Annotated in this window: 15 protein-coding genes and 1 pseudogene; 5 read left to right on the forward strand and 11 right to left on the reverse strand. The window is 62.7% G+C overall.

Going from position 1 to position 14,807, the window contains the following annotated elements; genetic code table 11:
* Nucleotides 1–107: 107 nt before the first annotated feature.
* The gene (locus tag OH764_RS32125) at nt 108–263 is read right to left on the reverse strand and encodes a hypothetical protein (RefSeq protein WP_498850005.1); all 156 of its coding nucleotides are present in this window, start codon (nt 261–263) and stop codon (nt 108–110) included.
* 36 nt (nt 264–299) lie between these two features.
* Nucleotides 300–453: pseudogene (locus OH764_RS32130) on the reverse strand (MgtC/SapB family protein); the annotation flags it as partial.
* Between the two features lie 233 nt (nt 454–686).
* Between OH764_RS32130 and OH764_RS32135 the strand changes: the two are divergent.
* Entirely contained in the window at nt 687–1,796 is a 1,110-nt protein-coding gene (locus OH764_RS32135; protein ID WP_498850006.1) for an AGE family epimerase/isomerase, read from the forward strand.
* A gap of 112 nt (nt 1,797–1,908) precedes the next feature.
* On the opposite strand, the gene OH764_RS32140 is transcribed toward OH764_RS32135, so the two are convergent.
* A complete protein-coding gene (locus OH764_RS32140) occupies nt 1,909–2,184 on the reverse strand; it encodes a hypothetical protein (protein WP_020068573.1) in 276 nt (91 codons plus the stop codon).
* A 218-nt stretch (nt 2,185–2,402) separates the two neighbouring features.
* Between OH764_RS32140 and OH764_RS32145 the strand changes: the two genes are divergently transcribed.
* Entirely contained in the window at nt 2,403–2,606 is a 204-nt protein-coding gene (locus tag OH764_RS32145; RefSeq protein WP_006047528.1) for a cold-shock protein, read from the forward strand.
* Between the two features lie 111 nt (nt 2,607–2,717).
* On the opposite strand, the gene OH764_RS32150 is transcribed toward OH764_RS32145, so the two are convergent.
* Nucleotides 2,718–4,340 carry a methyl-accepting chemotaxis protein gene (locus OH764_RS32150; protein ID WP_498850007.1) on the reverse strand — a complete coding sequence of 541 codons (1,623 nt, stop codon included), beginning with the start codon at nt 4,338–4,340 and terminating at the stop codon, nt 2,718–2,720.
* Nucleotides 4,341–4,609: 269 nt separating this feature from the next.
* On the opposite strand from OH764_RS32150, the gene OH764_RS32155 reads away from it, so the two are divergent.
* Nucleotides 4,610–5,044, forward strand: coding sequence for a PaaI family thioesterase (locus tag OH764_RS32155; protein ID WP_498850008.1), 435 nt, complete (start codon nt 4,610–4,612; stop codon nt 5,042–5,044).
* Between the two features lie 39 nt (nt 5,045–5,083).
* Here the strand turns inward: OH764_RS32155 and OH764_RS32160 are convergent, their stop codons facing one another.
* From OH764_RS32160 to OH764_RS32185, 6 genes are all read right to left on the reverse strand, one after another.
* The gene (locus tag OH764_RS32160; RefSeq protein ID WP_131316377.1) at nt 5,084–5,932 is read right to left on the reverse strand and encodes an ureidoglycolate lyase; all 849 of its coding nucleotides are present in this window, start codon (nt 5,930–5,932) and stop codon (nt 5,084–5,086) included.
* Nucleotides 5,933–6,010: 78 nt separating this feature from the next.
* Nucleotides 6,011–6,754 (reverse strand): SDR family oxidoreductase, encoded by a 744-nt coding sequence (locus OH764_RS32165; RefSeq protein ID WP_498850009.1) that lies wholly within the window; start codon nt 6,752–6,754, stop codon nt 6,011–6,013.
* A 39-nt stretch (nt 6,755–6,793) separates the two neighbouring features.
* Nucleotides 6,794–7,624 carry an amidohydrolase family protein gene (locus tag OH764_RS32170; RefSeq protein WP_498851340.1) on the reverse strand — a complete coding sequence of 277 codons (831 nt, stop codon included), beginning with the start codon at nt 7,622–7,624 and terminating at the stop codon, nt 6,794–6,796.
* A gap of 8 nt (nt 7,625–7,632) precedes the next feature.
* Nucleotides 7,633–8,673 carry an aldo-keto reductase family protein gene (locus tag OH764_RS32175; RefSeq protein WP_498850010.1) on the reverse strand — a complete coding sequence of 347 codons (1,041 nt, stop codon included), beginning with the start codon at nt 8,671–8,673 and terminating at the stop codon, nt 7,633–7,635.
* An 80-nt stretch (nt 8,674–8,753) separates the two neighbouring features.
* The gene (locus OH764_RS32180) at nt 8,754–10,079 is read right to left on the reverse strand and encodes a UxaA family hydrolase (protein ID WP_498850011.1); all 1,326 of its coding nucleotides are present in this window, start codon (nt 10,077–10,079) and stop codon (nt 8,754–8,756) included.
* Between the two features lie 42 nt (nt 10,080–10,121).
* On the reverse strand, nt 10,122–10,445 hold the full coding sequence (locus tag OH764_RS32185; protein WP_020068581.1) for a UxaA family hydrolase: 324 nt from the start codon (nt 10,443–10,445) through the stop codon (nt 10,122–10,124).
* Between the two features lie 213 nt (nt 10,446–10,658).
* On the opposite strand from OH764_RS32185, the gene OH764_RS32190 reads away from it, so the two are divergent.
* Together OH764_RS32190 and OH764_RS32195 are read left to right on the forward strand one after the other, a co-directional pair.
* Nucleotides 10,659–11,447, forward strand: coding sequence for an IclR family transcriptional regulator (locus OH764_RS32190; protein WP_498850012.1), 789 nt, complete (start codon nt 10,659–10,661; stop codon nt 11,445–11,447).
* Between the two features lie 131 nt (nt 11,448–11,578).
* Nucleotides 11,579–12,124: a hypothetical protein gene (locus OH764_RS32195; protein WP_088176618.1), complete on the forward strand. Its 546-nt coding sequence runs from the start codon at nt 11,579–11,581 to the stop codon at nt 12,122–12,124.
* A gap of 35 nt (nt 12,125–12,159) precedes the next feature.
* Here OH764_RS32195 and OH764_RS32200 read toward each other — a convergent pair whose 3' ends face one another.
* Nucleotides 12,160–14,640: a bifunctional acetate--CoA ligase family protein/GNAT family N-acetyltransferase gene (locus tag OH764_RS32200; RefSeq protein ID WP_498850013.1), complete on the reverse strand. Its 2,481-nt coding sequence runs from the start codon at nt 14,638–14,640 to the stop codon at nt 12,160–12,162.
* Nucleotides 14,641–14,807 lie beyond the last annotated feature (167 nt).

Consider the following 14,807-nt stretch of genomic DNA (forward strand, 5'->3'; position numbering starts at 1 on the left):
GGGAGCGGGCGCCGGCACCGCTCGTCAATGCCATTGGAATTTTTCGAGACCGCATTGTCGCATGGCGTCCACCGCCACCGAAGCCATTCTCCGACGTTTTTCCGGTTTCAAGACGACGCGTCGTGCTGCCTGAACTCCCTGACGCCGCGCAGTTGGCGCGAGCGCGTGCAGATCTCATCCTCGCAGGTATCAAGCCCCTTGAGCGGCGGTTCATCACGGTCAAGCAGCGCCGCCAAGTCCGCCATCCGCGAGGGATCCAGCACGACATGCTCGCCAGTGAGGACTTCGGCGAAACCCTAGGCCGATACGATCATGATCAGCGCCGAGCCCACGCATACCGGCATATGCGTGCGCAATCCCGCCTCACGAAAGACGCTCGCGCTCATAGCCGATGACGCCGCAGAGCACCGCGGCCAACACCAGGGGGGAGACAAGTTCGAGGTTACCCAGCAGCGCGTTCTCTCCGTCTTGAAATTATTTGAGTGTTTTCCTCGTCGATTTTGGGCGCCGGCTGCGTTCGGTTTCCATTATCCTAAGCCGCAGGCCGCCGCTGCCCCATGCTTGTCCCATGCTTCCCCCGCGTCTGCAACCGCGGCACGTGTGCCGGTGCGGCCGGCAAATGCACTACCGCTTGACGCACGCTCGCTGACCCGAGCGCTTTGAAACATCGCGTTTGAAACATAACTATGCCCAGCAAGAATCCTGACGTAGCCCCGACCATCGCGCTCGCCGCGGGACTGCGCGAGCACTTCAACAACGTGATCCTGCCGATGTGGCGCGGGCCCGGTTTCAACGAAGCGCTCAAACTGCCGTACGAAGCGCTCAGCGCGGAACATCACCTTCCAGAGCCCGCGCAACGCTATCGGGCAATGGCCTGCGCGCGCCAACTGTTTGTGTTCTCCGAAGCCGGCGACGCAGCTCATGCGCAAGTCCTGTTCGATTCCCTTACGCACACTTTTCAGGACACGGAACACGGCGGTTGGTTCTACAGCGTCGATGCGCAAGGCGTTCCACTCGACACCACGAAAGACCTGTACACCCATGCGTTCGTCGTCTTCGCCTGCGCGGAATATGGCCGACGCTCCGGCAATCGCGACGCGCTGGAAATCGTGCATCGCACGTCCGCGCTGATTCAGTCCAAATTCGCCGCTGAAGACAATCTCTTCAATGCTTCGCTCACGGCCGACTTCACCGCAGTAACCGGCACACCGGTTCAGAACCCGTTGATGCATCTAACGGAGGCTTGGCTCGCGGCCCGCGAAGCTACGCGCGACAACGCTTTCGACGCCGCACTAAGGCGCTTGGCCGGCGCAGTCGCTCGTCACTTCGTGCATGCGCCGTCGGGCTGCATCGCCGAATTGCCGATTGGCACCCACGACAATCGCCTCGAGCCGGGACATCAGTTCGAATGGTTCTGGCTGGCAAAGCGGGCAGGCGCCCTATTCGAGGGATCAGATCTTATGGAAACACTGACGCGTGCGTTCGATTTCGCGCAACGCAATGGTGTGGATCAGGAAACGGGCGGCGTCTGTGCGTCACTCGATGAAAACGGGCGGATCAAAGATCCGACTCAACGCATCTGGGCGCAAACGGAATATCTGCGAGCACTCGCGAGCCACGACGAAGCCATCGTGCGAGCCGATCTGCCGCGGCAAATCGAACTGTTCCAGCAACGTTTCTTGCGGCCGCAAGGCTGGTTCGAATGCAAAACCTCAACAGGTGAAGTAGCGCGCGCCGACATGCCGTCGACCACGCCATATCACCTCGCAACGGCTTTTAACGCGCTGCCGGCCTGATACGGCAGGCCGACGCACAAGCGAGGCGAACGCTCGTTTGCGGCGGCCTCGCCCTCAGTCGAGATCCGCCAAACATTCGCCGCGGCGCGACTCGCTCCAGCCGCCCGGTCACTCAATACTCTTCGCGCTGCCAAGGGCCCCAATCCGCACCGGCCGATCTGGTCCGCATATACGTTGCGCTTTGGCCAGTAGGCGTGTCGGACGTGCCGCCTTGCGGCTTACGGTCGGTGGTGTGGAGGGCAAAAGCCTGGCGGTCGTCGGCGTCCACGGTGATTCGGCCGACGGGGTCCGGCGCGTCGTCTTGAGGTGATTTAGACTCCAATACCGCGAGATACGGGGTCAAACGGCTCCAGAACGACGTAAGTTCTTCTTGCAAATAATGTGTCAATGTTTTTCCTGGAAGAGTAATACAAGCAGTTTACCCTACCCGGAGGCACGTCCTTTTTTGTGCCCTCGACGCCTCGAAAAGGCCGAAGCCGGGGAATACCCGAATACTGGTTGATTGGCGTCCGTCATAAAGACGTGATACAACTCGTACTTCGCGCTCGATCTCGATTTGAGAAATAGCGGTCGCGAATGCAATACACAACATTTACTGGATCAAAAATGGCAACAGGTACTGTGAAGTGGTTTAACGATGCAAAGGGCTTTGGTTTCATCACGCCGGACGACGGCGGCGAAGACCTGTTTGCACACTTTTCGGAAGTTCAAGGCAGCGGCTTTAAGTCCCTGCAGGAAAACCAGAAAGTGTCGTTCGAAGTGAAGCAGGGCCCGAAGGGCAAGCAAGCTGCGAACATCACGCCGGCCTAAGTACCAACGGTACGTTGAGGCACGCGTAGGCGCTTGCGCCTAATACAAGAATGGCCCGCTTCCGCGGGCCATTTTTCTTTTCTGGCTGCCTGATTTTTGAGCGCGAGCCGTTTAAATCGCGCGCATTCCAGACACCGCAAATTGCCCGAATGCCGCCGGCGTTTCGTCGATCTGTTGTGTGCGCAACACAGCCGCCGAAATTTCGAACACGGAAACCGCCTGCTTCAATTGCTGAGTCTGTTGATGCAGCGAAGCCGCCGCTGCCGCAGCCTGCTCGACGAGCGCCGCGTTTTGCTGCGTCATCTCGTCCATTTGCACGACCGCCTGGTTCACCTGCTCGATGCCCGTGCTTTGCTCGAGCGACGACGCGCTGATTTCAGCCATCATCTGCGTCACGCGCGAGATCGAGGCGGACACGTTGCTCATCGCTTCGCCGGCATGCTCGACGAGCGCCGATCCGCCCTGAATCTCGGCGACTGATTCGCTGATCAGTGTCTTGATTTCCTTGGCCGACTGCGCGCTGCGCTGCGCCAGTCCGCGAACTTCGCCTGCCACGACTGCAAAGCCGCGGCCCTGTTCGCCTGCGCGCGCCGCCTCGACGGCCGCATTCAGCGCGAGAATATTGGTCTGGAACGCAATGCCGTCGATCACCGAAATAATCTCGGCAATCTTGTCCGAGCTCTGCGCAATGCCGCGCATCTTGTCCACCACCTTGTCGACCACTTCGCTGCCGCGCGAGGTCGCCTCGAGTGCCGTTTCGGCAAGCGCGTTTGCTTCGCGCGCATGATCGGCGTTCTGACGCACTGTGGCAGTCAATTCCTCCATGCTCGACGCAGTTTCTTCAAGCGATGCGGCCTGGTTTTCAGTGCGTGCGGAAAGATCGGCGTTGCCGGTCGCGATTTCATCGGCGCCGAGGTGAATGGAGTCGGCCGACTCGCGAACGGTCTGCACGGTGCGCGCGACGCTCGCCTGCATCTTGGCAAGGCCTGAGAACAGCCGGCCGATTTCGTTGGTGCCCCGGGCGGCGATCGGCTGATCGAGACGCCCTTGCGCAATCCGGTCGAAGTGACGGCCCGCTTCCTCCAGCGGTGCGACTACGCCACGGCGCAACGCCATATGCACCGCGAACGTCCCGCCGACCAGCGCCAGCAGAATCACAATGCTGACGACCCGGAACGTGGCCATGCGCGCGTCGATGGAATCGAGCGACGCGCGGCTCGCCGCATTGCCGAATTGCGTGAACTTATGCAACTCGGTCAGATAGCTGTCCTGGAACGATTGCGTCGGCTGGTCGAGAAACGCCTGGATGTTGTTTGCGTCCAGAAACTGCGCCAGTTCCGTGAGCGCGCCGTGCAGCTTCTTGTAGCGCTCGGCGAGGGCTGCGGCACGGGCGCCGTTTTCGTCGCTCGTTTTCGGCGCGCTCATGAAGGCGTTGAACGATTGCTCGGCGGCCGTCAGCTGCTCGCGCGCATGCTGAACGATTTCGGTCGGCTCCGCGCCGCCGCGCACCATGCGCGTACCGGCACGGGACAGGTTGATGCGGGCGTCCATCAGATGCTGCGTGGTTTCGTTGACGGCATCCACCTGCTTGAGCGCGATGTTTGAAAGATCGCCAACGTCGTCATGGGTGCGCGTGAGCGACCAGAAACCGAGACCTACCGTGACAAGCTGGAAAACGCAGAATGCGGCCAGGACACACAACAGGCCGGATGCGACCTTGATCTTGCTGAACATCGTGAACACCTGAAGGCAGAGAATGACGGGGAGTACCTCAGGGTTAACGGCAGCACCATTCTTTGCTTAAGGTCAAAAACTTCAAAGATCGTCTTACGTCGCATTTACGTCGGCCAACGTCTGAATTCCTACCGTCGCAAGCAACAATGCCGGGCAGATATTTCCGATTCACCTTGACGGCGCGCGTTGGCACTTCCTAGAGTGGGTAGGGACTGACGCGCGCACGCCAGTGCGCACTGCCACCGCAGGCCTTCCTCGAAGGAATCACAATGACCGACCTACTCGACCGGGCGCGCGGCGCACTGCACGCCCAGCCGTTCAGCATGCTGTTAGGCGCAGAACTGATGCACACGGGCACCGACGAACTGACGCTGAGCCTGCCGATCCGCGACGAGTTGCGGCAGCAGCACGGCTTCGTGCATGGCGGGGTAGTCAGCTATCTCGCTGACAACGCACTGACCTTTGCCGGCGCACTATCGCTCGGGCCCAAGGTCGTGACGGGGGAATACAAGATCAATTACTTACGCCCTGCGGTGAACGGCACGCTGATCGCGCGGGCGAAGGTGGTGTATGCGGGCCGCCATCAGGCGACCTGCCAATGCAACATCTTTGTGATGGACGGCAACCGCGAAAGACTCGTCGCGGTCGCGCAAGGCACGGTCAACCGGATCGCCGAGAACGGCGACCACGAACCGGCAAATTAACGCTCAGCCTTCAAACGCTCGCCGCCGGCTCCCAGTGGCTTACTCCGCTGCGTAAGTCTTCTGCGTTTGTTCGCCGAGACCTTCAATGCCGAGACGGATCGTCTGGCCGGGCTTCAGATACACCGGATTCGGCTTGACGCCCATGCCGACGCCCGGCGGCGTTCCCGTGGAAATGACGTCGCCGGGTTGCAGGCTCATGCACTGCGACACATACGAGACCAGCTTGGCGACACCGAACACCATCGTCTTCGTGCTGCCGTTCTGATAGCGGTGTCCGTCCACTTCGAGCCACAGGCTGAGGTTCTGCGGATCGGCGACTTCGTCGCGCGTGACCATCCACGGGCCGATCGGGCCGAACGTATCGAAGCCCTTGCCCTTGTCCCAGGTGCCACCGCGTTCGATCTGCCACTCGCGCTCCGACACGTCGTTGATCACGCAATAGCCTGCGACGTAATCGAGCGCGTTCGCTTCGTCCACATACTTGGCCGGTTTGCCGATCACCACGCCGAGTTCCACTTCCCAATCGGTCTTCTTCGAGCCGCGCGGAATCTCCACGTCGTCATTCGGACCGGAGATCGCGCTCGTCCACTTGTTGAAGATGACCGGCTCAGCGGGCACGGGCAGATTCGACTCGGCCGCGTGGTCCGCGTAGTTCAAACCGATGCAGATGAACTTGCCGATCTTGCCGACGCACGGGCCCATGCGCGGATTGCCGTCCACGACCGGCAGCGAAGCCGGGTCCAGCGCCCGCAGACGGGCGAGGCCCTCGTCGGTCAGCGCTGCGCCGTCGATGTCGGCAACTACGCCGGACAGATCGCGGATCTTGCCTTGCGCGTCGAGCAAGCCCGGCTTTTCCTGGCCTTTCGGCCCATAACGAAGCAGTTTCATCGTTGCACTTTCCTCTGGGTTCAGTGGTGTTCGGTTGTTACGTCAGTGCGCCGGCTTGCGACGCCCTGTCTCTATGCGTCAGTTCGACCAGCCGCCGTCGATCACATGAGCGTGGCCCGTGGTGAACGCCGATTCGTCCGACGCGAGATAGAGCGCCAGCGCAGCAATCTCTTCGGCCTTGCCGATGCGGCCCATTGGCTGGCGAGCCACGAACGCCGCCTGCACGGTTTCGAGCATCGCACCTTGCGCCGCGGCCTGCGCCGCGATCCGCTGTTCGAGCGACGGCGACGACACTGTGCCCGGGCAGATCGCGTTACAGCGTACACCACGCGTGACGAAATCCGCGGCAACCGACTTGGTCAGCCCGATCACCGCCGCCTTCGACGCGCTGTACGCGAAGCGATTCGGCACACCCTTCACGCTCGACGCCGCCGACGACATATTGATGATCGAGCCGCCGCCGCGCTCAAGCATGGCGGGCAGGAATGCGCGGATCATCCGGTACATTGCCTTCGCATTGAGGTCGAACGCAAAGTCCCAGTCTTCCTCGCTGCATTCGAGGATCGAGCCCGCGTGCACGAAGCCTGCGCAATTGAACAGCACGTCGATCGGGCCGACTTCTGCGGCCAGCGCCTTGATGGCCTCGCCATCGAGCACGTCCAGCTTGCGCGCCTCGACGGGCTTGCCCGCGAGCCCGTCAATGCGGATGTCGGTGGCGATCACGCGCGCGCCTTCGCGCGCGAACATTTCGGCGGTTGCGAGGCCGATGCCCTGTCCCGCCGCGGTGATCAATGCTGTCTTGCCGGCCAGTCTTTGTGTCATCTACGACTCCAGTTGAATGGGCTAAACGTGTTCGTCACGTCACAGTCGATAAAACGCGGCGGCGTTGCCGCCGAAAACCGCTTCGCGCTCGCTGTCGTCAAGCGACGCAAGCAGCGTGTTGGCCACCGAATGCCACAGCAGATAATCGCCGTTCAGTTCGAGCACGGGCCAGTCGCTGCCCCACATCAGCCGCGCCGGGCCAAACGTAGCAAGCATGTGCTCGACGTAGGGCCGCAGTGTCTCTTCGGTCCAGCCCGGCGATGCCTCGGTCGCGAGCCCCGACAGCTTGCAGTGCACGCCCGGCAGCTTCGCGAGCCGCGCGATTGCATCGGCCCATGTTTGCCAGCCGGCCTGACCGTAGCGGATGGGCGGCTTAGCGCCGTGATCGACCACGATGCGCAGCGACGGAAAACGCCGCACGAACGTTTCCACGTGGTCGACATGCCGTGCGTAGATCAGCGCGTCGAAGGCGAGGTCATGCGCGATCAGCGCTTCGATGGCAGGCGCGAGATCGGGATTAGCAATCCATGTATCGTCGGGCAGATCTTGCAGCATGGGCCGCACGCCCTTGAACTTGGGCTCTTGCGCGAGCGCGCCGATCAAAGCCGGGGCGGTAGGCAGCAGGAGCGGCACCCAGCCGACCACGCCGGCAATGGACGGCTCGTCGCGCGCAATGTCGAGCAGATAACGCGTCTCGTCGATGGTCGGCGCCGCCTGCACCACGACCGTTCTCTCGATGCCCGCCCTCTCTCGCAACGGTTTCAGATCCGCCGGGCCGAAAGGGCGGTACAGAATTTCGAGCTCCGGCGTAAGCCATTCATAGTCGCCGCGAGCGGGGTCCCAATAGTGCTGGTGAGCGTCGATATGCATCTTCACGTTCAGTTCTGTGGCGCGGGCGCACGAGGGTCGAGCAAGCCTTCCTCGCGCAACGCGGACCACAAGGCCCCGGGAATCGGCAACTCGAACGACGCAGCGTTCTCACGCAATTCGTCGGCACTGCGCGCGCCGGTCAGCACGGTGGCGACCGCCGGATGCGCATACGGAAACTGCAGGGCTGCGGCGGCGAGCGGCACGCCGTGGTTGCGGCAAACTGTCTCCAGTCGCGCCACTCGCTCGATGACTTCGCGCGGCGCCTCGCCGTAATTGAATTTCAGATCGCCTTCGACGCCGCGCGCCAAAATGCCCGAGTTGAACGCACCGCCTAACAGGATGCTGACGCCGCGCTTTTCGCACGCCGGCAAGAGGTCGTCGAGAGTCGCCTGTTCGAGAAGCGTATAACGGCCCGCGAGCAACGCGCAATCGATATCGAACTCGGCCATTGCGTCGAGTATTACAGCGCCTTCATTGACGCCGAGTCCCACCGCCTTGACGGCGCCGGCCGAGCGCAGTTCGTCGAGCGCGCGAAAACCACCGCCTTCAGTCAGTTGCCGCCAGTAGTGAGGATTGTTCTCGCCGTGCGTGACTCGCCCAATGTCGTGGACCAGCAGAATGTCTATATCGACGATACCCAGGCGCTGCTGGCTATCTTCGAACGAACGCAGAATACCGTCGTGCGTGTAGTCGTAAATCGCTTCGAAGGGCAATGGATCCTGCCAGCCTTCGCTGCCGTCGTAGGGGTGGGTGCGCGGTACGAAACGGCGGCCCACTTTCGTCGACAACACGTATTCGCTGCGTGGATAGCGGCGCAAAGCGTCGCCAAGACGATGCTCCGCTTTGGTGTGGCCGTAATGCGGCGCGGTGTCGAAATAGCGCACACCGGCGTTCCATGCGGCGGCGACTGTGGCGTGTGCTTCTTCTTCGGACAGATCGCGGTAGAGGCCGCCAAGCGGCGCGGTGCCGAGGCTCAATCCGGTTACTTGCAATGCGCTGCGGCCAACGCGGCGGCGCTGCTGGATTTTCGAACCGTTCGTTGCAGTCATTGAGCGTGTCTCCTTCTTGCTCCGGTCGCATGCAAGTGGTTGCTGTTGCATGTCCTTTTTATCACACGGCAAGGCAACGCTCAGTGCGGCGCCACAGTAATCGCGCGTCGAGGCGCGGCGGTGTTCGACGGCAAGCATGCCGGCCCGACCGGCTCGAACGTCTTGTACGTAAGAATGAATTCCTGATGACCCAGCATTTCAGATTTGGAAGGCGCGCCCTGCGACACGGCCACCGTCTGTTCGAACACTTCGCGTCCCACTTCGTCGAGCGTGCCGCGGCCTTCAAGGATACGGCCTGCGTCCACGTCCATGTCGCCAGACAGGTTGCGATACGTGGCGGGATTCGCGCATATCTTGATGACCGGCGAAATTGCTGAGCCGACCACCGAACCGCGTCCGGTCGTGAACAGAATGACATGCGCGCCGCACGCGATCAGTTCGCCGATTTCCGCGTTGTCGCTAATGTTCGGAAAGCCGAAACGCGGCTCGCCGTCCGGCACCACATCGAGCAGATAAAGGCCGCCGGTCGGCGGAATATCGCCCGGCTTCACGATGCCCGCAATCGGCGACGCGCCGCTCTTCGCATACGCGCCTAGCGATTTCTCTTCCTGGGTGGTGAGGCCGCCGTCCGCGTTGCCGACCGCAAAACTACCGTGGCCGAGAATCGAGTAATAGCGCGCCGCTTTCGCGACGCACGCGACAATCGCGTCGCCCAGTTCCGGTCGCGCCGCGCGGGTCTTCATGTGAAACTCGCAGCCCACCAACTCGCCGGTTTCTTCGAAGATGCAAGTCGCGCCCGCATCGATCAGATGATCGAACGCGCGGCCAACCGCCGGATTCGCGGTGATGCCGCTCGTGCCGTCCGAGCCTCCGCAGATCGTACCGACCACTAGTTCGCTGAGCGCCATTGGCACTTTCTCTTGCGCGGCGAGTTGCTTGCGCGCGCCGCGAATCCAGTCGACGCCATATTGGATCGTGCTGCGCGTGCCGCCCTTTTCCTGGATCGTCAGCACTTCGACGGGGCGGCCACTCGCGCGAACCACGTCGACGAGATAGTGCTTGTTCATGCTCTCGCATCCCAGCGAGACGAACAGCACCGCGCCGACGTTCGGATGGGTTGTGAGCCGCTCGAGCATTTTCTCCGCGTACTCATTCGGATAACAGCCGGGAAAGCCGATCAGATGAACCGGCGGCTCGCGCCCGGCAGATCCGTCGGCAAGCGTGTCGCCGAACGCGTCGAGCGGCTCGCGAAATTGTGTGACGATCTCGCGCGCCACGTGATGCGCGCACTCGACCAGATATGCGACCGCGACGACATTGCGAATGCCTTTGCGGCCGTCGCTGCGCGGATAGCCTTGCAGCATGGGCTGCTGCGCGGTGGCAGTTGCTACGGAAGTGTCAGTCATTGTCGTTCCACCGCAGCGCGAAGCCGCGTCGTTATGCGCGAATCAGTGATGTACGAATTGATGACCGGCGTCGTGCGTATAGGTCGGCAGGTAATCGCTTTCGAGGTTGTGCGTATGCAGGTGTGCCCCGCGCTGCACCGCTTGCGTCACATGGCCGATCACTGCGCCATAGCGCAGCACCTTGTCGTCCTTCGCGAGATCACGGCGCGCTACCTTGTGCCCGAGTTCGATGGTTTGCGTCAGAGTCACGCTCTCCCCTTCGATCTCCAGTTGCGTGCCGGCGTCGAGCCGCGCCGCCGCGATCAGGCAATTGTCCTCGGGACTAAGCAGGATCAGACGCGGATCCGTTTGCGGGCGGCTGGTCAAATGAGTTCTCCGTTAGACCGTGGCGACGCATGCTACGAGCGGACATGCTAAATTCACCAATGAACGCATTATTCATATATGCACTTTTCGAAGTCAAGGGGAGTGCACTGCACCAATGGTCCGTGTTTTCCCTGGACGCATCCGCTCGCAGGAATCGGCCGCCGCACTTACACTCAAGCGCCAGGTACGAACAGCCCACGGAATTACCGCACGATGGACGCAGAAGACAAAGACGATGCCGACCGTTATCGCGCTCCTGCGCTCGACAAAGGTCTCGACATCCTGGAGTTGCTTGCAGAGCAGAAGCAAGGCCTCACGCGCGCCGAGATCACCAAGCTGCTTGGACGCAACGCGAGCGAGATGTACCGGATGCTCGAACGTCTGGTCGCCCGGCAATACGTGGTGCGCTCCGCGAGCGGCGATCGTTACTCGCTGAGCCTCAAGCTGTATGCGCTCGCCCATCGTCATCCGCCGATGAACCGGCTCATCTCCGAGGCGTTGCCGCTCATGCAACGTTTCGCGGATGCCGCCGAACAGTCGTGTCACCTTGCCGTGTACGACCGCGGCAATCTGCTTGTCATCGCGCAAGTGGACGGACCGGGCACCTGGGGCATGTCGGTGCGGCTCGGATCGCGAGTCGGCCTGATCGACACTGGCTCGGGCCGCGTGATGCTCGCATTCCAGACGATCGAGCAGCGTGCTCAGATGCTCGCCGAGCACACCAAGGTGAAGGGCGAAGTGACGATAGACCGCGACGCACTCGAAGCAGCGTGCGAACGGATTCGCGCGGCGGGTTTCTCGCAGAAGGACAGCCAGCAGACGTTTGGCGTGACGGACGTGACGTTTCCGATTCTTGGCCCATCCGGCCAGGCAATCGCGGCGCTCACATGCCCTTATCTGAAGCGTATCGACGAATATGTCGCGCCTACGCTCGCAGCCGCGACCACGCTGCTGCGCGAGACCGTTCAGGCGCTGTCCATGTCCAGTGAGAAGGTTATCTGACGCGTGGTATCGGATAAGAATTCGCGCGGCTGCCTGACTCGATGCGGGCCGCTCGCGCGCATGGTTTAGAATGGCGACCCTCTCAAAAATGTCGCCGCATGAATCCGTTCATGCGCGCCCATCGATAAGCAATGGCGAAACTTCTGACCGATTCCGAATTCCAGCGTTTTTCCGAACTTCAGCAGAAGCAATCGAGCTTCACGATCACGCCTGCAGAAGCCGACGAACTCCGCGACATCGTCGCTCATGCGCAAAAGCGGCGTGACGACCGTGCGGCAGCGATGAAGAGCATCGAGACTTTCATCCAGCAATTCGACATCAGCCCCGACGAACTGTTTTCACCCGAGCAAATCGGTGAAGCCGCGCGCACGTATGGCCTGATTCCCGCCGCCAAGAAAGAACGCGTGCTGCCGCCCTCGTTCACGTTCAACGGCAAGCCGTATCAATGGACGACGCGTCAGTTGCCGGACGATATCCGCGTGCCGCTGTTCGATGCATTCAAGGCGGGGCAGTCGGTGAAGTCGTTTATCGCGACGCCGAAGGATTCGAGCCGCTGCGCGGCAACCATCGCGCGGCTGGAACGCGAAACCGGTGCGATGTATGCGGATGCGTGGCTGGAAGAGTTGGCCGTAACGCGAGCGCAGGTCGATGAAGCGGCTGCAAAGCTGCCGGCCTGATCGCCTGCTGTTGCGGAGGCGCTCGCACCTTCGGATCAACGCGCGCCGCGCACCGTCGCGGCGCTCTTCTCCTGATCCGCTTCTTTCTCCAGCGCCATCCGGAAACCCACCACACTCGGGTCTTCCGTCGGCGTGATCGTGAAGCCGCTCGATCTCGCGAGCGCGATCATCGCAGTGTTCTCCCGCAGCGCCTCGCCGACAAGCCAATGTGTACCGCGCGCACGCGCATACCGGATAATGCGGTCGGTCAGCAGCCGGCCAAGCCGTCGCCCTTTCTGATCCGAGCGAATGGCAACTGCGAATTCCGCTGTTTCGTTATCCGGGTCCGCCACCACGCGCACCACGCCGAGCGTGCGCGCCAGGCCCTCGTCGCTTTGCACCGTCGCGATCAGCGCCATTTCACGGTCGTAGTCGATCTGCGTCATACGCGCGAGCTGCGAATGATCGAAGCTGCCTACAGCACCGAAAAACCGCAACCGCAAATCCTCCGGCGTCATCGCTTCGACGAAGTCGTGATGCGCGGCCTCGTCTTCGGGGCGAATCGGCCGCACCGTAATACGCAGACCTTGCCAGTCGAGCGTCTCCTCGAAGCGGCGCGGATACGGCATGATCGCGAGGCGGCTGCGCGTCGGCGCGATGCTCAGCGTGGGTGCGACAACCGTCACATGATCGCGGTACACGCGCAGCGTGAGCGTAAGACCCACGATTTCCCTGACGTCGCAGACGGCTTGCGAGAGCGCCGTCAAGGCGGCTAACGCAGGCTCCGGCGCGATCAGCCGCGCATACGGCGACCGCGTGACGATGTCGCGGGCGAGCGTCGGATTGAGCGGCGGCAAGCCATAGAGGCGCAGCGGCTCGGAAATACCATCGGCGGACGGCGCCGTGAAGCGGAACACAGGACCGAAGTTGTCGTCGTCATGAAGCTCCACGACGATGTCGACTACCGGCTTGCGCGCAGACGCCGCGTCGGTTCCCGCACAGTCCGATTCGCGCGAAGCTTGAGCCGCGTCGGGACGCCCGTCCACGCGTGCTGTATTCGCTGTCGGCACTGTTTCTATGGCGAGCCCGAAACGTTTCAACAAGTTCGCAGCCGCTTCACCGGTTAATTCGCGCTCCCCAGCAGCAAGCGCGGCGCGAGCCTGCGCTTGCGCGGCGTCGATCGCGTCGGGGACTTCGGCTGGCAAGCCTTCCGGCGTCTGCATCAGCAATTCGCGCCCCATCCGGTAATCGACGAGACGCGCGAATGCGCGGGCGAGCCTATGCGGCGTCGTATGAACCGGAATTCCTTGCGCATGCAACGCGTCGCGCGTCGCAGCGTCGAGTCCGCCAAAGAAGCATGCGAGCAGTCCGCGATACGCGAACCGCTGATTCGCGATCAGCGCCTGCGCCACGTCGTCGACCGGCGCACTATGCGTCGAGGCATGCACGACGAACGCCGTGCCGGTGCTGCGATGCTCGGCAAGCAGCTTCAGCGCCGTGCCGAAGTGCTCAGGACGTGCGTCGTCACCAAGTTGCAGCGGGTTGCCGCCCACCGCGTGCGGCAGCGCCTCCTGTAGCGCCTGCGACGCTTGCTCCGGCCACGGCGCGAGCGTATCGCCAGCGGCGGCGAAGGCGTCGCACGCAAGCGTCGCGAGGCCACGGTCGCTAGTGATCAGCGTCGCGGTCGCACCCGCTGCGACGCGGCCCACGCCAAGCGTTTCGATTTCGTCGAGCAGGTCGTCGAGCGCGTCGACGCGTACCATGCCGGCGCGGCGAAATGCGGCGGTATAAAGCCCGTCGGCGGGATCGGCGCGGCCCGAGCGCAGAGCAAGCACGGGCTTATTGCGCGCCGCCGCGCGAGCCGCCGACATGAATTTGCGCGCCGCCTTCACGCTGTCGAGTTCGAGCAGGATCGCGCGCGTGCCTGGGTCGCTCGCCAGGTAGTCGAGCACGTCGCCCGCGTCGACATCCGCCTCGCCGCCGAGCGCGATTGCGTGCGAAAAACCGAGGCCGCGTGCATGCGCCCAGCCGAGCACCGCGTTGGTCAGCGCGTTCGACTGCGAAACCCACGCCACGCCGCCCGCCTTCACAGTGCACGACGGCGCGCCGAAATGCGCGCGCAGCGCCGGCGTCACGACGCCGAGACTGCCCGGTCCAACGATTCGCAACAGGTGCGGCCGCGCCGCTGCGAGCGCATGCTGCAGCGCGAGTCTGTCGTCGTCGCAGCGCATCTCCCCGACAATGATCGCCGCGCGCGTCCCTAAACCGCCGAGTTTGTGAATGATCGAAGGCCAACTCGCCGCCGGCGTGCAGATAAGTGCCACGGTGGGCGCTTGCGGCAAGTCGCCCACATCGCCGATTACCGGGTGCCCGCTCAGCGTTTTGTATCTCGGATTGACCGGCCAGAGCGGGCCTTCGAAGCCGCCTTCCAGCAAGCGCGCCCAGACCATCGCGCCGGTGCTGCCCGGCCGCTCGGAGGCGCCGATCACGGCGACAGATCTGGGTCGGAATAACGCGTCGAGATTGCGAACGGTCACAGGCGCTCCGCAGATGAAAATGGCGCGCCGCTCGGACGTCGACGCGCGCGTGTTCCTCAGCATAGGCGAAGAGCGGCCATCGCGCGGCGCTTCTCACGCACGAGCCCAGCCCTGGCAATCGAAGATTGATCGGCGCAACCGTGCATTGGGATTTTTTTAGCGCGCGC

This window comes from Burkholderia sp. M6-3 (assembly GCF_050858985.1).
GTDB lineage: Bacteria > Pseudomonadota > Gammaproteobacteria > Burkholderiales > Burkholderiaceae > Paraburkholderia > Paraburkholderia caledonica.